Here is a 19,444-nt window from a genome sequence, read left to right as displayed (position 1 = left end):
CCAACCGGGGAGTGGGCCCTAGACTTACTGCACCTGCACCCGGAAGGAGAGGGTGATGGTGGCCGCAGGCGGCATTAGGTCGGTGCTAGTAATGTTGTTGTCGCCGTTGGTGTCCACCGCCACGTAGATCGAGCTGCCCGCGCTAAGGGTGGTCGGGGCGGTAGCACTCCAGGTGGTGCCGTTGGTGGAGTAAAGCACCGTACCGCCGCTGAAGCCGCCGATGGTGGCGCTCACGCTGACGAAGTTGGTATACGACGGCAGCGGGTCGGTAATCACCACCTGCTGGAGATTGCCCGTCCCGATATTGGTAGCCACCACGGTGTACTCAATCACGTCGCCGGGCAAGGCCGTGGCGGCATTGGGGTCGCGCACAGTGGAGGTGTTGCCCACATAGCTCACGCCGCTCTTGGTCAGGCGCAGGTCGCCGCCAACCACGGTGGTGGTCTCGCTGGCACTATCGCTGGCTGTGGCGCTGCCTACCGTGCAGGTTGCGGTCGCGGTATTGACGTCGGTACGCCCGATGGGCTGTCCGGCGGGGGTGAGTACCCGCACGTACAAGGTCTGGCTGCCGCCGTTGGCCGCTACCGAGACTCCGCTCAGGCTGGCCGCCCAGGTGCTGCCATCCAGCGAGTACTGGTAGGTCCAGCCAAAGCTGCCGCCGTCCCCTGTGATGCTGCACACCCCGCTCTGGTTGGAGTTGTTGATCAAGGTGTGGGTATAGGTGAGAGTACCGGGGGTGGTGAGGGTTCCGGTGCGGTCGGGGCTCAGGGTGACCTGGGCCACCAGGTTCACATCTACCGCACCGCGGAGGGTATCGCTTACGCTGCCCAGGGTGGTGCTGGTGATGGTGAACTGCACGTTGTCGCTGGTGCCAGGGGTGGCGTCTACGGGGGCTGTACCGGCAGGTACCTGTACCGCAGCAATGTAACAGGTGGTGCTGCCATTGTTCAGGAGGCCTGTGCCGCTCACCGGGGTGGGGGTGGGGGTGTCCATGCTGCCGTTGCAGTCGCTATCGGGGTAGAAGACCGCCGTCCAGCCCATGGGCAGCGAGGCCGAGAAGGTGTAGGTATCAGGGTTCTGGCCAGTGTTGCTCACCTCGAAGGGGAAGAGGGCGCTGCCACCAGGGTTCACGGCCGGGTTGTAGCCTGGGCGGCTATCGTTGGTGGGGTCGCCGGCTTCGCCGCCCGCGGCGCCGTTGGTGTTGTGGGCGGCGTCCACAGCGTAGCCCGAGACCACCGAGGTAACGGCCAGCGTAGTTGCATCCACGCCGTCCAGGAGTGTCGCCACGTTACCGCTGGGGTTATTGACCGAGGTGGCGGTCAGGGTCACGCTGCCGCCGGTAGTCTGGCTGGCCGGGATGGCGCAGCGTACCACCACCGGGTAGGTTGCATTTGCGGCCAGGGGGCCTACCGGGCCCGAAAGCGGTGTTACGCCGTCGGACTGGAACAGGGTGCAGACCCCAATGGTGCTGGGGCCCAGGCTCAGGGTAAAGCTATCCGAGGCATTGCCGGTGTTTTGCAAAGTGGAGCTAAAGCTGATGGTGCTACCCGAGAAGGCCGAGGCCAGGGTCTGGGTATCGGCCCCATCCACCGCTGTAGCGCCGGTGCCGCCAATGGCCACGCTAAAGCGGCTGGCGGTGGTGCTGGTAGTGGTGTTGGAGGTGGTGGTCTGGTTGGCCGTGCCGTTGCTGTATTGCACAGTTGCGCTGTTTGTGTAGGCGGTTCCGGCGGGCGAGGCAGTCGGTACGGTGGCCTGGAAGCTAAAGGTGTAGGAGGCGGTCTGGGGGAAGAAGGCCCCGCTGCCGCTGATGAACATGCCTACCCGGTTGGTTCCGGTGGTGTCGCCGGTCAGGGGCAGCGGCGAGGTGGTGCTCCAGGTCGCGCCTCCGTTGGTAGAGTAGACGATCTGCACCGTGCCAGCGCCTGCACTGCCGGTGGGTGCGGTGGATACGGTCAGGCCGTTGGGGATGGCATCTGCAACAAGAATACCGGTGCCAGTAAGACCGCTCACGCTCACGCCGCTGGCCGCACTACCGCCCACATTCGAACCGCTGATGGTGTAGGTGATGCTGCTGCCGGGGCTCACACTACCGGCAGGGCTGGCCGACTTGGTGGCGGTGAGGGCGGCGGCGGTGGTGGCGGTAGCCCGGGCCCAGTTGTTGGTGTCGGTCACGCTGGGGCTGCCGGCCGAGGTGCCGCTCAGGTTGAGATTGCCAAACTGGCCGTTGGTGGCCGAGGCCGGGATGGTTCCGGCCACAATCACACATGCGCTGGCCCCTGGGGTTCCCTGGCGGGTCAGGTTCACACTGGTGATGGGGGTGTTCTCGCCGGGGTCAATGGTGCCGTTGCAATTAGCATCGAGGTAGATGGTCGTGCTGCCCAGGTCGAAGTTATCCCCGGTATCTTGCACGGTGGTCAGGTTGATGGTATCAGAGCCGTTACCGGTATTGTTGACCGTGTAGCTGAAATAGACGGGTGCGCCTGGGAGGGCGTTGCGGGTCTGGCCTGGGGCGGCCTGGGTGCCGTCCGGGGTGATGCTGAAGCTATAGACCTGCTGCACCACGGTGATGACCTGGTTCGAGGTGGTGGTGCGGGCCTGACCGGCCGAGTCAATATAGCTGGCCGAGGCCTGGTTGGAGATGTTGGTTCCAGCCGGGGTCTGCTGGGCCATTACAGCCCCAAACAGCACCAGCGCTGCAACCAACAGGGCGAAGAGTTTGTTCATTCCTGGATTCCTCCTTGTGCACTACGCTGCGGCGCATTACCGCACGACGGTACGAAGTTTGAGCAAGACGGACTGCTTTGCGCCCAGCTCGGGGAGTACCCAGCGGGCATGGGTGTATTCTTCGGGTTTCACTTCGACTTCCTTCTCGACCTCCTTGCCGTTTTCTGTAACACGAACCTTGCGCTTGAGCGGGGGTTTACCGTAGGTGCGCCCCCCGTCGAAGCTGAACTCTGGAATAACTAAGGTTTCGCCCAGCCGGAAAGGCTCGGCGCTCATGGCCTGGTAGGCGGTGCTGGCAGGAATGGGCACGACGAGCGCTACCAGGCGGAGGGGGTTGTCGGTGGTGTTCTGGGCAGTGAGTTGGTACTCGATGATCTGGCCGGGCTTGGCGTCCAGGGCGGCCTCGAGTCTCTCCACCGTGCGCCCTTGCTCTTGCACGCTCAAAACCCTGTAGGCCTTCAAGTCGAGCCGAATATCGCCCCGGGTCTGGGCCAGAGCAAAAGTCAGCAACAACCCTAAAGCCACCGTCCACCATTGCTTCACCCTCATGATTCCTCCAATGGGCGTCCCGGCTGTTAAAAACAGACGTAACGCCACTAAGGAGAAAGTTTAGATGAGAAACCCACCGGAACCCGGTCAAATGAACAATACCGCCAGGGGGGTATTTACACAACCCTTTCAAAACTGGCCAAAAGTTTGTTTGGAAAAGCAAAAACAAACGTAACGCTTTTTTGAAATAAATCTATCCTTTGGGTCTATCCACCAGCCGGTACCCCTGGCCAAAAACGGTTTCGACATAGCGCGGGGCTTTGGGGTCGTCGCCCAGCTTGCGCCGCAGCAGGGCCACATAGCTATCCACGACCCGCTCATCTACCGCGCTGCCACGCTCGGCGCCCCAGACCCGCTGCAACAAGCGCTCCCGGCTCCAGACCTCGCCGGGGTTCTGGGCTAGCGTTAGCAGCAAATCGAGTTCGGTGGGGGATAAATCCAGCAGTTGGTTGGCCCTGTAGGCCTGGCGTCGCTTGAGCACAATGCGCAGATCGCCGACGCAAACTTCCTCTTCTGGTCGCGCGCGTCTCAACAAGGCCCGTACCCGCGCGACCATCTCCCGCAGGCTCATGGGCTTGGTGAGGTAATCGTCGGCGCCGAGCTCCAAGGCCCGCACGCGCAAGTCTTCCGAACCCTGGGCGCTGGCTACCAGGATGGGCAGGCTCCAGTCGGCCGCACGCAACTCGCGTATTACCTCGAGGCCCCCCAGTCCCGGTAGACCCAGGTCGAGTACCATCAGGTCGGCTTGCGGTGCCATCTGCACAGCATCCAGGCCGTTGATGGCCAGCAAAGTGGAGAAGCCCTCGCGCTCGAGGGTCGATGTGACCAGACGCGCCAATTGGGGATCGTCTTCCACGACCAATATACGTTCCATATACCGCAGCAGAGTATACCGAGTTAAATTCGCTGTTTTGGTTTGTTATTAAGACTTGGACTGATTTCAAGGTAAAACAGCTATCTTGGCTACCATGTTGCGAAACTGAAGAGTTCCAGCGGTAAAAAGGCCGCTTTCCAGCTTGATGCCTATCCAGAGATCGCCGGTGTTGATCCCGTTGGTGAGCTTGTTCCCAGAAAGCAGTAGGGGCTGGGTTGGACTCGAGGTGAAGTTGGCCATGCCGATTTCCTCAATGGCAGGGTTTTGGTCGCAAAGATATAGACCGTTGATTTGGGTTGTGCAGGGCTCGGTATCGGCAGCGTAGAAAGTAAAGGAAACACCCGTTTTGTAGGTCAGGCTGCCCTCCAGGCTGGCCCTGGTTAGTCCTACCGGGGGTTTTTCAAAGCCTTGCTTCACAAAGGCAATTTTGCCCGATTGGATGGCTGCAACATCTATATCAAAATCGCGCAGGGGAACGCTTAGTGGGGCCTTCGAACAGCCCAACAGCAAGCCGACCGCAAGTAGGATGACAACAGGACGCATACTTGTCGAGTTTAAGCCTTGCCTGGAGAATTACATTAGAGGGGCAGCTCTGAAGCAAACACCCTTCGGCCCTCGACCAGGGTAAGCACCGGCCAGCCCTGCAACGTCCAGCCCTCCCATGGACTATATTTGGCCTTAGAGGCAAAGGCAGAAGGCTCCACCGGGCGTGGGTTGTTGGGCTGCCACAGCACCAGGCTGGCCTCGGCCCCCTCGGTCAGGTGAATGGGGGAAAACCCCAGTACCCGCCTGGGGCCGTCGGTAAAGCGTTCTATCAAGATGGGCAGCGGAAACCCGCGCTTGAGCACCAGCTCGGTGTACAGAAGCGGCCAGGCTACCTCGAGGTTGGGAATGCCAAAAGGGGCCCGCAGCAGATCCAGCTCTTTTTCGTCTTGTGTGTGGGGGGCGTGGTCGGTGCCGACGCAGTCAATGCTGCCGTCCAGAAGCCCTTCCACCAGGGCCTCCAGATCGGCCTGGGTGCGCAAAGGTGGGGCTACTTTGTAGATGGGGTTGAGGCTTTCCAGATGTTCATCGGTTAGCGTCAGGTGATGTGGCCCGACCTCCGTGCTGATGGGCAGGCCGTCTTGCTTGCCCTGGCGAATCAGCTCGAGGCCGCGCCGGGTGCTCAGGTGCTGAATGTGCAGCAGGCTTTTTTCCGACCTCAGGGCCTCCATCCCCGGCCCCTGTATCACGTAGCGCACCACCTCCAGGTCGCGGGCAATACGGGCGCTCTCGGCATAGGCCGGGTTGCCCGGTAGCCCCAGCCGAAACGAAACCTTCCCTTCGTGCATGACCCCGCCGCGTCGCAGGCCGGCATCCTCGGCATGCACCGAGACCAGAAGCCCCCACGAAGCGGCGTACTGGAGGCCCTGGGCCAGCACCCCAGCGTCTTCGTTGGTGCGCCCGTCGTCGGTAAGCATAACCGCCCCCGCCTCGCGCAAAAGCCGGGCCTCGCTCAGAATTTTACCCTCCTGCCCCTGGGTTAGGGCGGCAGCGGGGTGGAGCCGGGCACGTCCAATCTGGGCAGCTTTTTCCTTGAGGGCCCGCACAATCTCGGCACTGTCTACCACGGGCGAGGTGTTGGGCATCGAGACCACATCGGTATAGCCTCCCTTGGCTGCCGCCGTGAGGCCGCTTTGCAGGTCTTCTTTCACTTCCTGTCCTGGCTCGCGCAGGTGTGCATGGGGGTCGAAAAATCCCGGCGACAAGACCTTTCCGGTTGCGTCCAGTACCGTTGAGGCATCGCCGCCCGCTAGCGACAGAATGCGCCCTTCCCCAATCAGGACGTCGGCGCTGCCGTGCTCACCGCGCCCGTCCGCCAGTTTTGCGTTTTTGATCAGGATTTCACCCTTCATGTGGCTCCTTTGGGTCGTGCTGATAGTCGATAGCAAATGGTTAATTGCAAAGGGTGCTCTGCGCTGTCAGCTTTTCTTGCCTACCAGCACGTGGTACAGCACGGCCATTCGCACAGCCTGGCCGTTGGCTACCTGCCGTTCCACCAGGCTGCGGGGGGAGTCGGCCAGGGTGCCCTCGAGCTCCACATCGCGGTTCATGGGGCCGGGGTGGAGCAGGGGGGCCTGCGGCCTTGCCCAGCCCAAGCGTTCCTCGGTAATCTGATAGCCTGCAATGTACTCCGGTAGCGAGGGCAGCAGCCCCTTGTCCATGCGCTCTTTCTGCAGCCGCAGGGCCATTACCGCATCAGCCTCGGCCAGGGCCTCCTTCAGGTTGGTGGTGAGGGTGGTTCCGGTCAAGCTGCCGGGGAGCAAGGTGGCCGGGCCACAGGCCACCACCTTGGCCCCTAGCATGGGCAGCAGTTCGGCGTTGGAGCGGGCTACGCGGGAGTGCAGAATATCGCCCACAATGGCGATTTTTTTGCCCTCGAGGTCGCCCAGCTTCTCCCGCAGAGTAAAAGCGTCCAGCAGGGCCTGGGTGGGGTGGGCTCGCCAGCCATCCCCAGCGTTGATGACCGGTTTGTGCAGCCAGCGGTGCGCCTGGTGGGGCACCCCGGCGGCGTCGGTGCGTAGGATGTAGGCATCGATGCCCATCTGCTCGAGCGTCCGCAGGGTGTCCCGGTAGGTCTCACCCTTGGTGGTGGAGCTCACGGCGCCCGAAAAACTAACCACATCGGCCGACATACGCCTGGCGGCCAGTTCAAAGGAGATTCGGGTGCGGGTAGAAGGCTCGAAGAAGACTGTTGCCACCGTAAAACCAGTAAGGGCCGGCACCTTCTTGACCGGACGGGCCAGTACCTCCTGCATCATCTGGGCAGTTTCCAACAGGCTTTCTACCTGAGTGCGGCTCCAGTCCTGGAAGTCGAGCAGGTGTTTGGGGAAGCTCGAGGTGGCGGTCTCGTTCATGATTCTTCCATCTCCCATAGCTCCACAGCATCCTCGCCGTCGTCTTCCTGGGTTTTTACCTTGACCACTTCGCTTTTGGAGGTGGGCAGGTTCTTACCTACGAAATCGGCCCGGATAGGTAACTCGCGGTGCCCTCGGTCTACCAGCACCGCCAGGTAGATGCGACTGGGGCGGCCCTGGTCAATCAGGGCGTCGAGGGCAGCCCGCGCGGTGCGGCCGGTAAAGAGCACGTCGTCTACCAGCACCACAGCCCTGCCGTTCAGGTCGAAGGGGATGCGGGTCTCGCGTACCTTAGGTTGCAGCCCGATTTCGGTCAGGTCGTCTCGGTATAGGGTGATGTCCAGAATGCCCATGGGCACCCGCTTGCCCTCAAACCTCTCCACCAGGTCTACCAGCCTTTGGGCCAGGCTGATGCCGCGGGTATGAATGCCCACAAAGCAGAGGTTGTCGGTGCCCTTGTTCTTCTCGATGACCTCGTGGGCGATGCGGGTCAGGGCGCGGCGCACTTCGTCTTCATTCAGGAGTTTGGACTTGAAGGTCATGGTTGTTCCTCCACGCCCAGCCTACCGCGTTTGGGGCACCATAAAAAATGCGCCCATAACGGGCGCGCAGCTTTAGTTTTGGGGGTTGGGGTATGCTTCATTTTCTCTCCTTTCCGACCTCACGGGATCGGGATTAAAGGTGCGGGACTGCTCCCAACCCTCATGCTACGGTGGAGGAGCACAGGCCGTCAACAACTGCGCTAAACTGAGGGCATGCCCAAGGTCAAGGAAGCCACCCTGGACGACCTGATGAAAGAACCCGGCAAGGCCGAGCTGGTCGGTGGGGAGATTGTGCGCATGCCGCCAACTGGATTTCTACCCGGATTCGCCGCAATGAGGATTTTGTTCAGCCTACATGAGTACGCCCTGGCGCATCGAAACGGTTATGCGGTTGGTGACAACGTGGGCTTTGCAGTGGACTTGCCTGGGCGAAAGAGCTTTAGCCCCGATGCGGCCTATTATGTGGGCCCTCACTCGGGGATGAAGTTCCTGGAGGGGGCTCCGGTATTTGCCGTGGAAGTTCGGAGTGATGGCGATTACGGCAAAAAAGCCGAGCAAGAGATGGCCCAGAAACGCGCCGACTATTTTGCGGCGGGTACCTTGGTGGTCTGGGATGTGGACATGCTGGGGGTCGAGGTGGTGCGGGTCTACCGGGCCAGCGACCCCCAGCCACCCGACCATATACCGCCGGGGGGATGTGGCCGAGGCCGAGCCTGCCCTTGCCGGGGTGGCGGATGCCGGTGGAGGATTTGTTTCCTTACTACGTTCAGAGCGAAGGCGGTGATGCCTGACTTACAAACTGCCAGCGGGGAGTGAGCCCATCAGCGGGACAGGTTCATCAGGATTTTTCCTTCCGCATCGTAGAGGGTAAGCCGTCGGCCCACAATACGGAAGCCCTCCACTTTTTCCAGGGCCTGCAGCAGGGCAGTTTCCTGGCGGGCCAGGGCCTCGCTGGGGCAGGCCCGTTTGGTGCTGGCGACAGGGCCAACCTGCAGAGAAAAGTTTTGCAGGCTGTAGCGGGCCGAGAACTGGTTGCAGCCGGTGTTTCCAGCCATGCGGGCCTGGCCAAAGCCAACGGTGGGTTTGCTGCCCTCGGCCACAGAGGCAATGGCGTTGCCGCTGTGGATGGCGGTTACGGTCCACTCACCGAGAATCGCCTGGGGCCGGGCCTGGGACAGGATCAAGAGGGTCTGGCCGGCCTGGTTTTTCATGCGCAGCACACTGCCTTCCAGGCTGTAGGCCTGCACCTGCCCCAGGGCCTGCAAGTAGGCACGTTCCAAACGGTTAATGGCTTCATCGGGGCAGGCCATCATGGTTTGCATCAGGGGGCCAAAGCGCAGGGTGTCGCCCTCCAGGGTATAGTTGCCCCCAAAGCTGTTGCAGCCGGTCTGGCCGCCGACGCGGTTTTGGGTAAACTCGAGCGTAGCCCCTACCTCCGGCCCTACCTGCACAAAGCGCCCACCCTGGGCATAGGCGGCCAGCGTCCAGCGGGTGTTCTCGAGGGAAGCTCCCTGGGCCAGGGCCGTACCGAGCAAAATCATCAGATATACAAGACTTTTCATGCTTCACCTGGAAATATTCTAGTGGCAAAAAGTGTGCACCAACTCCTAAAAGCATCAGGTACACTTAATCTCTGGGAGCCTGGGGGCTCTACGGATCGTTATGAGCAAGCGTGTACTGGCGGCCATGAGCGGGGGGGTCGATTCCTCCGTGAGTGCGGCATTGCTTAAAGCCCAGGGCTACGAGGTGATCGGGGCCATGATGCGCTTCTGGCCCGACAACAAGCAAGACGACTGCTTCGAGACCTGCTGCTCGCCTGACGCCGCCTACGAGGCCCGGCGGGTCGCAGACATCATTGGCATTCCCTTCTACCTGCTCGATTACCGCGAAGAGTTTCAGGCCAAAATCATTGACCCTTTTATTGCCGGCTACCAGGCGGGCCAGACCCCCAACCCCTGTGTAAACTGCAACACCCGGGTCAAGTTCGACTCGCTTCTAAAAAAGGCCCGCATGCTGGGCTGCGACTACGTGGCCACCGGCCACTACGTGATTAACCGGGACGGCGGGCTGTACCGGGGCGACCCCAAGAAAGACCAGACCTACTTCCTGTGGGGCACGCCCAAAGAGGCCATCCCCCACATGCTCTTCCCCGTGGGGCACCTGGAAAAGCCCCAGGTGCGGGCCCTGGCCGAGCAGTTTGGCCTGCCCACCGCCAAAAAGCCCGAGAGCCAGAATATTTGCTTTGTTCAGGGCGACCTGAAGGACTTTCTGGCCGGTCACATAGTTGCTCGTCCCGGGCCCCTCATCGACCTGGAAACGGGCCAGCAGATTGGGGAGCACAGCGGGGCGCAGTTTTACACGGTGGGCCAGAAAAAGGGCCTGGGCCTGTGGAAGAGCCACCTCGAGCGCTACGTGGTGCAGGTTAATACCGCCACCAACGAAGTGATTGTGGGGCCCCGGGAGGCTTGCTTGTGGGGGGGGCTCGAGGCCCGCGAGGTCAACCTGCTGGTAGAGCCCGCCGACCTGCCCGCGCAGCTTGAGGTACAGGTGCGCTACCGCACCAGGGCGGTAGCGGCTTCGGTGCAGGAGATGAGCCCGGGTCGGATGACGATTCGGCTTCTGGAGCCCCAGTTTGCCGTTACCCCCGGCCAGTCGGTGGTGCTGTACCGGGGGGACAGGCTGCTGGGGGGCGGTTTTATCGAGAAGCCGCTGTACAACCTCTGGAACCAAACTTCACATCACGGTTTGCAACACCTCGGTTAGCAATTTCCGACACTCGATGAAGTATTCCCGCGCGGGCTCGGTGCTTACCTGCGCAATGGTCTGATCCATTTGACTCAGACAAATTTTGCCCATCTGTACCAGAGCTGCATCCAGCGGCTGACCCTGGACAAAGGTGTTGAGAAACACTTCGGTGAGGGAGTCGGGTTCGTAGTGGAGGGCCACCTCGTCGGGGAGGGGTCGGTTTAAAAAGTCGCGGACACGTTGCTCGAGGCTTTTCATCTGGCGCAAGTATACCCGCCCCCAGATTTTGGAGGCGGGTACAGGATAGAGGCTTAATCAAACTTGTTTTGCTGCAGGAAGCTGGTGCTGTTCTGCAGGTCGGGCAGGGCACCGCGTACCTTGCGGATGGCCACGCGGGTGCCTTTATACCAGGGGATGGTGGTCTTGGGATCGGTGTATCCCGGGGTCATGCTGTTGGAAGTGCCGAGGTGGTGGTACTGCAAGGCAAAAATCATACCCGGCCGTACCGCATCGGTAACGTAGACCAGGAACGTACCGTTGCCCTCTTCGTTCCAGACCTGGGCCAGATCCCCGCCACGCAAGCCAAGGCGCTGGGCGTCCTGGGGGTGGATCTCGATGTAGGGCATGGGCAGGGTGTTCATTTTTTCTGGCAGGAAGCGGTCGTTGTACATGGTCTGCCAGATGGCCTGGGCCCGCCCGGTGGTCATCCAGAAGGGGTACTTCTGGGCCATCTCGCCCTGAAGGTATTTCGCCACCTCTTCGGGGTAGCCTTCCCAGTCGTCGGTTCCATACCAGCTAAACTTGCCGTCTTTGGTGCCAAACTTCACGCTGTAGCGCCGCAGGGTGCCCACCGGTTTGCCATTTTCTACGCGCACCGGGGTACGGATGCCCTGCTGCCCAACCTGACGCAAGAAGGCGTACGTAACCCCTTTGTAGCACTCGGCCGGCAGGGTGGCTTCCTCGCTGGCCGGGATGGCGTTGTTGGGGTAGGAGTTGCCCCCGTCCAGGAAGACATCCTCGTCGGTGCGCCAGTTCTTGCCAAACTCGAAACGCTTGGCCTCCTCTTCCTTGCCTTCGGCGCGGTACAGCTCGGCCATCTTGAGGCCCATTAGCTTGCAGATTTCCCAGTCTTGCTTGGCCTGGCCTGGTGGGTCCATGAACTTTTCGTACAAGCGCAACAAACGGCTGTTGCAGTTTATCGAGGTCTGATTGGCTTCGCCCCAGGCGCTCGCGGGGAGTACCAGATGTGCGTCCTGGGCAGTATGAATCAGATACAAATCCTGCACCACCATGAACAGGCCGCCCGTAGCATCCAGACCTTCCAGGATTTTGGCAACCCACTCCTGCGTGGTACCCGGCTCACCCGACTGCCCCAGGAAGTCCGAGAGGGCCTTGGTGCGTTCGCGGATGCGCTTGCGGAAGAGCTGGTTGTTGGGTGTGGAGAGGTAGGGATTGGTGCCGATGACCCAGTAGAGCTTGCCCTTGCCGTCGGTCAGGTATTTGTCTACGTTAACAGGCGGCCCGCCGTTGTAGATCGAGCCCGGGGTGGGGGAGGGGGGACGCACATAGCCCTCCTGGTGCCCGCCCAGGCGACCGCAGCCGGTACCGGCCCGCCCCACATTGTTCCCCAGTACCGCCATCTGCACAATGGCCGCAACCTGGTCGTAGTTCTTCATGTTCCAGATGATGCCCTTTTCGTAGATGGTCAGGGTACGACGGGCAAAACCACCGGCCTTGGGTTTGGCAATCCAGTCGGCTGCTTTCTCGATGTCGGCGCGGCGTACCCCGGTGATGCGCTCCACCTCGGCCATGAACTGGGCATAGGGGGTACCGACTTTGAGGCTTTTTTCCTTGTACTCCTCAAACTTGGCCATGTCGGTGCGGGTTTCCAGGAAGCGCTGATTGTAGTACTTGCGCTCCCACATCACCCGCGCGATGGCGTTGGCCAGGATGTAGTCGGTGCCCAGGTTGGGCCTGAGGTGCAAGGTACGGTCTTTGGCGATATTTTCGGCAATGGTCAGGCTGCTGGTGCGGCGGGGGTCAACCACAATCATGTAGCCGGCCTCGACCGGCTCGCCGCGGCTCAGGTTGCGCTGCTTTTCCTCCAGGGTGGCTCCCTGAATGTTGGGCTGCATGTGCTCGGTGTAGAAGACGCTGGCCGTCTCGTAGGGGTTGGCGCCCCAGAGCACGATGGTATCGGCCAGGCGGGCGTCGATGGCGTCGTAGTTGAGTTCGTGCACGCCCCGCTCGCGGCTACCCCAGACCTCGGAGTTGTAGGCCGGGCGGTTGTGGATGGCGATGTGTTTGACGCTAAAGCCCTTGAAGAACAAACTACCCACACCCCAGTTGTTTTCGAAACCGGCTCCCGAGCCCCCGTGGTCGAAGGCTTTTACGGCAATGTTGTCGTCGTTGCCGTCCTTGTCGCGGATGCCTTTGGCAACCCCGGCCAGAATGGCGAGGGCCTCGTCCCAGGTGATGACCTGGAACTGGTCGCCCATGCGCAGCAGGGGGTACTTGAGCCGCTCTTGGGTAGCGCGGGCGTCGCTCCAGGTGGCCACGGCGTTGGTGGCCCCGCGCGAGGAATGGTCGCGCTTAAAGTTAATGGGCGAGTCGCTGGCCGGCACGATCACCACGTGGTACTGACGCCCATCCTTGCGGGTCACGATGGAGTGCATGGTCTCGGTATAGACCAGGCCACCCAGGGGGTTTTGGGGGTTGCGCAGGTCCACCCCAAAGGCGTTCTGATTGGCGGCCAGGCCCCCCTGGGCGCCGACCGGCCAGGTGTATACCTTGTAACCGCAGCCCACCGTGCAGTACTGGCATACCGTGTTTTTTACTTCTGCGTTGGTGGGGGGAATGGGCAGTGCATCTCGACGACCGATATTAGACATGTTCCCTCCCTCAGATGTTGCGGGCCCGGCCCCAGATCAGGCCGTTGACCGCCCTGGCAAAAATATCTCCGTTTTGTGCGATTCCGAGCTGAATTTGCGGCAGTCCGGTGCTGGCTAAGCCCTGGTAAACCGCTGCGGCTTTGGCCGGGTCGAACATGGAGTAGTGGCAGGGGCAGAGAAACCGCCCACCCTTGTACTGCACCCCGCAGCCCATGTGGGTACAGGCGGCCGAGAAGGCCACAATATCCCGCTCGCGGCCCACCCCGCCGATAGCAGGGCGCCCCAGCTTGACCAGAATGCCCTGGGAGCGGGCATCGGGGTAATTGAAATAGACCGGCTCGTTGTTTTTGAGGCTGTTGACGTTGCCAACCTTGATGGCCGGGTAGGTCAGACTGGGGGCGAACCAGAACTGGGCCTTACCCGCACCGGTTAGCGAGGCCATAGTGACCCCACCCAAAACCTGCACGACGCGTCTACGGCTTACAACCATAATTTATTTCCTCCTTAGAGGTGTCCGTTTGGTACTTTTTGGACAGGTTTTATTATTATCGAACAGTGCCGATGAATGTCAATATCGTGTTGCATCAATGTGCGACACGAGATGTACGCCAAAGACCGATTGTCTCGGCCAAAATGCCGTTGCAGAGGGTTTTCTTTGCGGCGCATCTGTTTATCCAGGGCGACAAGTTAGGCTACTTATAAGCTCTGCTTTTCGCAAGCCAAAGGAAGTTTTATATTTTGACTGAAGGGACAAACTTTTGTTGAAAAACAGCGATGGCTGCAATGAAACGGGTTCTGCCCCTATAGATTGCGGTAAGGCCCCTAATGCTGGAGGCCTGGCTGGTTTTGAGCTACACTACCTTTTGTGAACGATGAACTGGCAATTGCTCGCCTGAAAGCCCTGGCCGACCCAGCACGCTTGCGCCTGGTGCGCCTGCTGGCCGAGTTACCCGACGAGCACACCGTGCGCGACCCCCGCTGCGGTGCAGCTTTGGGGGCTTGCTTCTGTCACTTGCAAGAACGTTTGGGTTTGGCTGCTCCCACGGTAAGCCACCACCTTAAGGTGCTGCGAGAGGCCGGTCTGATTGAAGTGGTAAGGGCTGGGCGCTGGTCGTACTACCGGCTGCAGCCCGCAGGCCTCGAGGGGCTCTTGCACGACCTCGAGACCCTCCGCACCTCCCACCGCTTGCACCGGCTCGAGCGCGCCCGATGATCCCCACCTCCACCCTTACCTGTCCCTCCTGCCACCGGCAGGAGACCCTGACTATGCCCACCGAGGCCTGCCAGCATTTTTACGTGTGTTCCTACTGCGGCTTCTGGATGCGGCCCAAGCCGGGTGACTGTTGCGTGTTTTGTAGTTACGGCGACGTGCCCTGCCCCCCCAAACAGCAAGAGCAGTCTTGCGCCGAGGGCGGCTGCAGCGCGTGACCAGAAAATCGCACTTTTTTTGCTACGAATCCAGGCGATAAATAGATGGCCCTTTCCCGGCACCCTTGCTGCCGAGCTGCCGAGGCATGCGCTATCGCATGAGCCAGCCCAGGGGTGGTGATACCGGATTCAAAAAGACAGTTTGCAAAACCAAAAACACCAGAGGCTGTCTTTTTGAATCCTAGAGCACACCCCTCCCTGTCGGTCGGCGAAGAAAGCGTCTCCCTTCGGTCGGGTTAGTTCGTCACCCTTTGGTGACGAACTAACCGAATCTGGTATGAGGCCGACCCGCTACATTGCACCTGCTCGAGGCTTTTGGGTATGGTGCTTTGAGGAGGCCCTATGTTGCTATTGCTTACCTTTGTTGGCAGTCTGGCTTTGCTGCTGCTGGCGGCGCGCTTGTTTACAGGGGCTGCCGAGCGTATCGGCCTGGCTTTGGGTCTTTCCGGCTTTATGGTGGGCGTGATTATCGTGGGCGTGGGTACTTCACTGCCCGAACTCATCACCGGGCTTTTTTCGGTAAGCCAGGGGGTCTCCCAGATAGTGAGCGGCAACGTGCTGGGGGCTAACGTTTCCAATCTGCTCCTGATTTTGGGGGTCAGCACGGTGTTTTCGGTGCTACGACCGGTATACCTGGGCGAGGCCTATATCGCCATTGACCTGCACTTTCTGGTGGGTTCGGCTTTTGTGTTGGGGGTGGCGATGTCGGATGGGATAGTGGGCCGGGTCGAGGGCCTATGCTTGCTGGCTGTCTACGGGGTCTATGTGGCCTATTTGCTGAAAGAAGGTAGCAGCGGGCCCGACGGTGCAGTGCGCCCCCCCATTGCCCTGCGCGATATGGTGCAGGTGGCGCTCAGCGCAGTGGGCATCTACTTCGGGGCCGAATGGACGGTGAACAGCCTCCAGGGTCTGGCCACTGTCCTGGGCGTGCCAACGGCCATTGTGGCCGTTACGGTTCTGGCCCTGGGCACAACCCTGCCCGAGCTGGTGGTGAGCATTACCGCCGCTCGGCAGGGCAAAGCCTCGCTGGCGGTGGGCAACATCCTGGGCTCTTGTGTGTTCAATGCGCTGGTGGTGGTGGGGGCGGGGGCTGTCTATGGTACGGTCAAGGCGCCGCCCGAACTTACGGGGTTTGCCCTGCCCTTTGTGGTGGGTGCTTCGCTTTTGTTTTATTTACTGGTGCAGGACAGGCGTATCTCGAGCTGGGAGGGCATGCTGTTTTTGGTGATGTATGCGCTGTTTATCCTCGAGATCAGCGGCCTGGCCTAGACTTTGCCCTGAAGCATCTCCTGAATCTGCCGAGATGAGGGCACAAACCCGGCCACCAGAACCTTTTCTCCTACCACCAGTGCCGGGGTCTGCACCACGCCATAGGCCAGTATCTCCGGGATTTCGGTGATTTTTTACACCTCGAGGGGTTTACGCATGCGTTCCAGGGCCGCCCGCCCTACCGTCAGCCAGAGAGAGGTTCGCCTTAGCGGTACGCTGTTCATAACGCCTCACAGGTGCACAAAGTGGAATGGGCCTGGGGTTGGGGTATGGCCTCGCGAAGCTGCTTCAGGGTTGCTTCGTTCAACGAGTAGTCAATCCAGCGCCCTCGCCTGAGGGCATGTACCAGCCCGGCCTCGCGCAGCACCCGCAGGTGGTGGGACAATAGATTAGGGGCGATATCTCTTAGCCCTGCTTGGATTTCGCATACGCAGTGCGTGCTATGTTCAAGTAGCTTCAAGATCCGCAAACGCGTTGGATCCGCCAAGGCCTGATAGCCTTGCACCATTACATCAATGTTGATTGAATTGTTCACGATGCGAGTCTAACGACTCGCTTTGGCCGGGTCAAGCCGACAGATGTCCTTGCGCTACCAGGGCGTGCGCAATATACTTCAATAAGTATTGAATCAAGGATGGTTGATGTAAAAAGGAGACAAAAGATGAGAAAAGTAGTGATTCACGTTTTCCACGCCGACGAAAGCTCACTAGGGGCGGGCTCGCATGTTGCTGAGCGGATTCGCCAGGTGATGCAAGAACGGGCTGTAGATCTGGAGGTGTATATCTTTGGTCCGGCTGAAAGGGCTCTTTTGAACCCGGCCCTAGAAGACTACAACGCAACCCTGGATGGGCTTATTGCAGCGGGAGTACCGGTCTATACATGCTTGAACACTGCCAAGGCACTAGGCGCTGAGGAATCTTTCAAGCAGCGGGGCTTTCGGCTGGCCTACGCACGGGACAAGTTTGTGGAATATGCCCTTGAGGGCGCAACGGTCATAAGCTTCTAGGAGGGAGTGTGCAAACTTATCAAGTTCGGGTTGAACGGATAGATTCACAGCATGCACGGGCCTCTGTTCGCTCTTATACGCTAGAGCTAGGGGCCCGCCGGGCTGACACGGAAGCAGGCTTCAACCCAGTGGAGACGCTACTAGCGGCGGCAGGAGCCTGCTTGCTCACGGGTTTACAGTTTGTGGCCAAGGCCTCGCAAATTCCACTTGATGGCGCATGGGTGAAACTAGAAGCTACCCGACAGGACAAGCCCCCTACCCTGATGCAGATCCAATACAATTTACATCTACAAAGCCCAGCACCCCAAGAGCGGCTGCAGCAGCTAGTGGTGCTGGCCCAGCGCAACAGCACGGTACTGCAAACCTTAGCACAAGCGGTGCAACTCGAGGGCACCTGGGAGGTGGTGCCATGAGTGCTTTGCTGGTGGGCGGATTGTTTGTTCTGGCCGTAGTCTCGGGGATGCTGGGGCTGGGCGTGGCTTTTGCTGCAGTGCCCTTTCTGTCTTTTTTTCTGCCCGATCTGGTGCATCAGGTGCAGCCATTGTCGCTTCTGCTGAATGGGGTGACGGCCCTGTTTGCAGTGTTCGGTTTTGCTCAAAGCGGCCATGTGGACTGGCGCAAAGCGCTTTTTTTGGCGTTGGTGACTACCTTGTTCGCTCCGTTGGGGGCTTGGCTGGTACAACGCGTACAGGTGCAGTGGGTTTGGTGGATTTACCTGGGGGCGGTGGCTTACTTGGCCTTCAACCTGTTCCGTCCCGTCAAGGCAGCTGTAGCCAAGGAGAACTTTACCCTGGCTCTGGCCCTGGCTGCCCCCATCTCGATCTTATCTGGATTTTTGGGTGTGGGGCCGGGTTTCTTGCTAATGCCCACGCTTATCCTGACTGGACACAATCCTAAACAGGCCGCCGGCATCAATGCTTTTGCGGTCACCCCACCGTCTTTTTCTTCGTTCCTGCCCCACCTTGAAACGGCTCGGCTCGACTCTAGCATGACGATCACATTGCTGCTTTTTGGTGCCCTGGGGTCGTATCTAGGCTCGAGGCTCACCAGCCTGTACGTTCCTCCAGCTCGAATCAAGCAGATATTTGGTGTGCTCATTGTACTGGTGACCCTGTACAGAGTTTCACAGCTTTGAGTGGCCTATAATAAGCTTCCCACCCCAACATGTCTCGAGGCTTTACTTTTACCAGCTTCGGCTTGTTCGCGGGTGAAGGATCATGCTGAAGGGTGTGTCCCAAAATCAACCAATAAACCCAAACAGCAAATCCCCCCAACCTCTCTCGAGGTTGTCACCGTTGTATGCAAGGCCCCACTTTGGCCGCTTGTTGTGTACTGCGGAAGTCAGCTTTCGCTATGTAATTTGCAGTGATTGAGGCTGCAAAAAGAGTTCGGGGTTAGTTTTGACTTTGGTTGAAACGGGGGTACACCTCATGCTGAAAGCAGCGGATACCTTTCTACCAATACCGTCTCAAACTCATCTCCGGCAGTATCACACCTGATTTATTTCCTCTAGCACAGCTTGAAACTTGATTGCGCAAAATCAGAATATGTGAGCAGTAATAAACATAAGGACAACTGCCCCTTCGATACCCGCTAGCCTTGGTTACAGGAGGCGGCGTATGCCACAAAACGGTGTCGGTCAGACCCAAGATCTAGAAAACCGCAGGGCTTTCTTGGGTAAGTTCGCCAGTACGGTTTTTGCCGGAATGGTGATGGGGGGGGCTGCGGTCAAGGCTGAAGAGGTTAAGAAACCGCTGCAGCTACCCAGCCGAGCGCCAGATGGCCCGATCCAGCCCGAGCTCGAGTACGAAGATGTGCTGGTAAGGATGCAACGAGAACTCGAGGCTGCTCAGCAACGAGGCGTCACGCCCAAATGGGTGATGGTAATTGATACCCGCAAATGTGTGGGCTGTCACGCCTGTACCATTGCCTGCGCGGTGGAAAACAAGCTTCCGCCGGGGGTGGTGTATCGTCCGGTTATCGAGGAGCAGATAGGTGAGTTTCCCAACGTCTCCTGGCGCTTCACACCCCGTCCCTGCATGCAGTGTGACAAGCCTCCTTGCGTGCCGGTCTGCCCGGTCGGGGCAACCTGGAAAAGTGAAGATGGCATTGTGGACATTGACTATAACGCCTGTATTGGCTGCCGATACTGCCTTACGGCCTGTCCCTACCAAGCTCGCACCTCAGATTTTGGCGACCGCTGGACCGACGGCACCCCCGGCCAGGGAAAAATGCCCTACGAAGAGCTGCCGATGTTCGAATATGGTAAGGAATGGAAACCCGAGGGACACAAAAGCCCGGTGGGTAATGCTCGCAAATGTCACTTTTGCCGTCACCGTCTGCAGCACGGGCTGCTCCCACAGTGTGTAACAAGCTGTATCGGGCGGGCTACTTTTTTTGGGGATGCCAACGACCCCAACTCACTGGTTTCCCAGCTTATTCATAAGCCGAACGCCACCCGACTCAAAGAGGAACTCGGGACAGAGCCACGGGTCTACTACTTGGTCTAGGAGGAAAAC

22 protein-coding genes are annotated in these 19,444 nt (G+C 59.8%); 9 read left to right on the top strand and 13 right to left on the bottom strand.

What is annotated here, in order from left to right:
- Positions 1–24 precede the first annotated feature (24 nt).
- The 7 genes from Q0X23_RS02640 to pyrR form a co-directional block, all read right to left on the bottom strand.
- On the bottom strand, positions 25–2,724 hold the full coding sequence (locus Q0X23_RS02640) for an S-layer family protein (protein ID WP_297858849.1): 2,700 nt from the start codon (positions 2,722–2,724) through the stop codon (positions 25–27).
- Positions 2,725–2,760: 36 nt separating this feature from the next.
- Positions 2,761–3,273 carry a hypothetical protein gene (locus Q0X23_RS02635; RefSeq protein WP_297858848.1) on the bottom strand — a complete coding sequence of 171 codons (513 nt, stop codon included), beginning with the start codon at positions 3,271–3,273 and terminating at the stop codon, positions 2,761–2,763.
- A 193-nt stretch (positions 3,274–3,466) separates the two neighbouring features.
- Positions 3,467–4,147 (bottom strand): response regulator transcription factor, encoded by a 681-nt coding sequence (locus tag Q0X23_RS02630; RefSeq protein ID WP_297858847.1) that lies wholly within the window; start codon positions 4,145–4,147, stop codon positions 3,467–3,469.
- A 66-nt stretch (positions 4,148–4,213) separates the two neighbouring features.
- A complete protein-coding gene (locus Q0X23_RS02625) occupies positions 4,214–4,690 on the bottom strand; it encodes a hypothetical protein (RefSeq protein ID WP_297858846.1) in 477 nt (158 codons plus the stop codon).
- Between the two features lie 35 nt (positions 4,691–4,725).
- Positions 4,726–6,042, bottom strand: coding sequence for a dihydroorotase (locus Q0X23_RS02620; protein ID WP_297858845.1), 1,317 nt, complete (start codon positions 6,040–6,042; stop codon positions 4,726–4,728).
- Between the two features lie 66 nt (positions 6,043–6,108).
- The gene (locus Q0X23_RS02615) at positions 6,109–7,044 is read right to left on the bottom strand and encodes an aspartate carbamoyltransferase catalytic subunit (protein WP_297858844.1); all 936 of its coding nucleotides are present in this window, start codon (positions 7,042–7,044) and stop codon (positions 6,109–6,111) included.
- Positions 7,041–7,586 carry a bifunctional pyr operon transcriptional regulator/uracil phosphoribosyltransferase PyrR gene (gene pyrR / locus Q0X23_RS02610; RefSeq protein WP_297858843.1) on the bottom strand — a complete coding sequence of 182 codons (546 nt, stop codon included), beginning with the start codon at positions 7,584–7,586 and terminating at the stop codon, positions 7,041–7,043. The genes Q0X23_RS02615 and pyrR overlap by 4 nt, the downstream gene beginning before the upstream one ends.
- Before the next feature lie 213 nt (positions 7,587–7,799).
- On the opposite strand from pyrR, the gene Q0X23_RS02605 reads away from it, so the two are divergent.
- Positions 7,800–8,402 carry a Uma2 family endonuclease gene (locus tag Q0X23_RS02605; RefSeq protein WP_297858842.1) on the top strand — a complete coding sequence of 201 codons (603 nt, stop codon included), beginning with the start codon at positions 7,800–7,802 and terminating at the stop codon, positions 8,400–8,402.
- Between the two features lie 5 nt (positions 8,403–8,407).
- Here Q0X23_RS02605 and Q0X23_RS02600 read toward each other — a convergent pair whose 3' ends face one another.
- Entirely contained in the window at positions 8,408–9,148 is a 741-nt protein-coding gene (locus Q0X23_RS02600; protein WP_297858841.1) for an META domain-containing protein, read from the bottom strand.
- Positions 9,149–9,248: 100 nt separating this feature from the next.
- On the opposite strand from Q0X23_RS02600, the gene mnmA reads away from it, so the two are divergent.
- The gene (gene mnmA / locus Q0X23_RS02595) at positions 9,249–10,349 is read left to right on the top strand and encodes a tRNA 2-thiouridine(34) synthase MnmA (protein WP_297858840.1); all 1,101 of its coding nucleotides are present in this window, start codon (positions 9,249–9,251) and stop codon (positions 10,347–10,349) included.
- Here mnmA and Q0X23_RS02590 read toward each other — a convergent pair.
- Genes Q0X23_RS02590 through Q0X23_RS02580 form a run of 3 tightly spaced genes read right to left on the bottom strand, consistent with a single transcriptional unit; the run spans position 10,320 to position 13,712 of the window.
- Positions 10,320–10,589 (bottom strand): hypothetical protein, encoded by a 270-nt coding sequence (locus Q0X23_RS02590; protein ID WP_297858839.1) that lies wholly within the window; start codon positions 10,587–10,589, stop codon positions 10,320–10,322. The genes mnmA and Q0X23_RS02590 overlap by 30 nt on opposite strands.
- A 53-nt stretch (positions 10,590–10,642) precedes the next feature.
- Positions 10,643–13,222: an arsenate reductase (azurin) large subunit gene (locus tag Q0X23_RS02585; protein ID WP_297858838.1), complete on the bottom strand. Its 2,580-nt coding sequence runs from the start codon at positions 13,220–13,222 to the stop codon at positions 10,643–10,645.
- 10 nt (positions 13,223–13,232) lie between these two features.
- Positions 13,233–13,712: an arsenate reductase (azurin) small subunit gene (locus tag Q0X23_RS02580; protein ID WP_297858837.1), complete on the bottom strand. Its 480-nt coding sequence runs from the start codon at positions 13,710–13,712 to the stop codon at positions 13,233–13,235.
- Between the two features lie 375 nt (positions 13,713–14,087).
- On the opposite strand from Q0X23_RS02580, the gene Q0X23_RS02575 reads away from it, so the two are divergent.
- The 3 genes from Q0X23_RS02575 to Q0X23_RS02565 all read left to right on the top strand — a co-directional run bounded on the left by Q0X23_RS02575 (position 14,088) and on the right by Q0X23_RS02565 (position 15,919).
- A complete protein-coding gene (locus Q0X23_RS02575) occupies positions 14,088–14,435 on the top strand; it encodes a helix-turn-helix transcriptional regulator (RefSeq protein WP_297858836.1) in 348 nt (115 codons plus the stop codon).
- Entirely contained in the window at positions 14,432–14,650 is a 219-nt protein-coding gene (locus Q0X23_RS02570; RefSeq protein ID WP_119342115.1) for a GDCCVxC domain-containing (seleno)protein, read from the top strand. Before Q0X23_RS02575 ends, Q0X23_RS02570 begins: the two co-directional genes overlap by 4 nt.
- Before the next feature lie 342 nt (positions 14,651–14,992).
- Positions 14,993–15,919, top strand: a complete 927-nt coding sequence (locus tag Q0X23_RS02565; protein WP_297858835.1) for a sodium:calcium antiporter — start codon at positions 14,993–14,995, stop codon at positions 15,917–15,919.
- Here Q0X23_RS02565 and Q0X23_RS16135 read toward each other — a convergent pair.
- Both Q0X23_RS16135 and Q0X23_RS02560 read right to left on the bottom strand, forming a co-directional pair.
- Positions 15,916–16,041 carry a thioredoxin family protein gene (locus Q0X23_RS16135; protein WP_374707467.1) on the bottom strand — a complete coding sequence of 42 codons (126 nt, stop codon included), beginning with the start codon at positions 16,039–16,041 and terminating at the stop codon, positions 15,916–15,918. The genes Q0X23_RS02565 and Q0X23_RS16135 overlap by 4 nt on opposite strands.
- Positions 16,042–16,139: 98 nt before the next feature.
- Positions 16,140–16,427 carry a helix-turn-helix transcriptional regulator gene (locus tag Q0X23_RS02560; RefSeq protein ID WP_297861149.1) on the bottom strand — a complete coding sequence of 96 codons (288 nt, stop codon included), beginning with the start codon at positions 16,425–16,427 and terminating at the stop codon, positions 16,140–16,142.
- A 153-nt stretch (positions 16,428–16,580) separates the two neighbouring features.
- Between Q0X23_RS02560 and Q0X23_RS02555 the strand changes: the two genes are divergently transcribed.
- The 4 genes from Q0X23_RS02555 (at position 16,581) to Q0X23_RS02540 (ending at position 19,435) form a co-directional block, all read left to right on the top strand.
- Positions 16,581–16,925, top strand: a complete 345-nt coding sequence (locus tag Q0X23_RS02555; RefSeq protein WP_297858834.1) for a DsrE family protein — start codon at positions 16,581–16,583, stop codon at positions 16,923–16,925.
- A gap of 8 nt (positions 16,926–16,933) precedes the next feature.
- Positions 16,934–17,338 carry an OsmC family protein gene (locus Q0X23_RS02550; RefSeq protein ID WP_297858833.1) on the top strand — a complete coding sequence of 135 codons (405 nt, stop codon included), beginning with the start codon at positions 16,934–16,936 and terminating at the stop codon, positions 17,336–17,338.
- Positions 17,335–18,060, top strand: a complete 726-nt coding sequence (locus Q0X23_RS02545; RefSeq protein WP_297858832.1) for a sulfite exporter TauE/SafE family protein — start codon at positions 17,335–17,337, stop codon at positions 18,058–18,060. The genes Q0X23_RS02550 and Q0X23_RS02545 overlap by 4 nt, the downstream gene beginning before the upstream one ends.
- A 484-nt stretch (positions 18,061–18,544) precedes the next feature.
- A complete protein-coding gene (locus Q0X23_RS02540; RefSeq protein WP_297858831.1) occupies positions 18,545–19,435 on the top strand; it encodes a 4Fe-4S dicluster domain-containing protein in 891 nt (296 codons plus the stop codon).
- Positions 19,436–19,444 lie beyond the last annotated feature (9 nt).

The organism is Meiothermus sp., from assembly GCF_026004115.1.
Taxonomy (GTDB): Bacteria; Deinococcota; Deinococci; order Deinococcales; family Thermaceae; genus Meiothermus.
This window is presented reverse-complemented; position numbering and strand designations above follow the sequence as displayed.

Excerpts from the sequence above, each read along its gene's own strand:
- Q0X23_RS02640 (WP_297858849.1), bottom strand. The coding sequence starts at position 2,724 with ATGAACAAACTCTTCGCCCTGTTGGTTGCAGCGCTGGTGCTGTTTGGG.
- Q0X23_RS02635 (WP_297858848.1), bottom strand. The coding sequence starts at position 3,273 with ATGAGGGTGAAGCAATGGTGGACGGTGGCTTTAGGGTTGTTGCTGACT.
- Q0X23_RS02630 (WP_297858847.1), bottom strand. The coding sequence starts at position 4,147 with ATGGAACGTATATTGGTCGTGGAAGACGATCCCCAATTGGCGCGTCTG.
- Q0X23_RS02625 (WP_297858846.1), bottom strand. The coding sequence starts at position 4,690 with ATGCGTCCTGTTGTCATCCTACTTGCGGTCGGCTTGCTGTTGGGCTGT.
- Q0X23_RS02620 (WP_297858845.1), bottom strand. The coding sequence starts at position 6,042 with ATGAAGGGTGAAATCCTGATCAAAAACGCAAAACTGGCGGACGGGCGC.
- Q0X23_RS02615 (WP_297858844.1), bottom strand. The coding sequence starts at position 7,044 with ATGAACGAGACCGCCACCTCGAGCTTCCCCAAACACCTGCTCGACTTC.
- pyrR (WP_297858843.1), bottom strand. The coding sequence starts at position 7,586 with ATGACCTTCAAGTCCAAACTCCTGAATGAAGACGAAGTGCGCCGCGCC.
- Q0X23_RS02605 (WP_297858842.1), top strand. The coding sequence starts at position 7,800 with ATGCCCAAGGTCAAGGAAGCCACCCTGGACGACCTGATGAAAGAACCC.
- Q0X23_RS02600 (WP_297858841.1), bottom strand. The coding sequence starts at position 9,148 with ATGAAAAGTCTTGTATATCTGATGATTTTGCTCGGTACGGCCCTGGCC.
- mnmA (WP_297858840.1), top strand. The coding sequence starts at position 9,249 with ATGAGCAAGCGTGTACTGGCGGCCATGAGCGGGGGGGTCGATTCCTCC.
- Q0X23_RS02590 (WP_297858839.1), bottom strand. The coding sequence starts at position 10,589 with ATGAAAAGCCTCGAGCAACGTGTCCGCGACTTTTTAAACCGACCCCTC.
- Q0X23_RS02585 (WP_297858838.1), bottom strand. The coding sequence starts at position 13,222 with ATGTCTAATATCGGTCGTCGAGATGCACTGCCCATTCCCCCCACCAAC.
- Q0X23_RS02580 (WP_297858837.1), bottom strand. The coding sequence starts at position 13,712 with ATGGTTGTAAGCCGTAGACGCGTCGTGCAGGTTTTGGGTGGGGTCACT.
- Q0X23_RS02570 (WP_119342115.1), top strand. The coding sequence starts at position 14,432 with ATGATCCCCACCTCCACCCTTACCTGTCCCTCCTGCCACCGGCAGGAG.
- Q0X23_RS02565 (WP_297858835.1), top strand. The coding sequence starts at position 14,993 with ATGTTGCTATTGCTTACCTTTGTTGGCAGTCTGGCTTTGCTGCTGCTG.
- Q0X23_RS02560 (WP_297861149.1), bottom strand. The coding sequence starts at position 16,427 with ATGGTGCAAGGCTATCAGGCCTTGGCGGATCCAACGCGTTTGCGGATC.
- Q0X23_RS02555 (WP_297858834.1), top strand. The coding sequence starts at position 16,581 with ATGAGAAAAGTAGTGATTCACGTTTTCCACGCCGACGAAAGCTCACTA.
- Q0X23_RS02545 (WP_297858832.1), top strand. The coding sequence starts at position 17,335 with ATGAGTGCTTTGCTGGTGGGCGGATTGTTTGTTCTGGCCGTAGTCTCG.
- Q0X23_RS02540 (WP_297858831.1), top strand. The coding sequence starts at position 18,545 with ATGCCACAAAACGGTGTCGGTCAGACCCAAGATCTAGAAAACCGCAGG.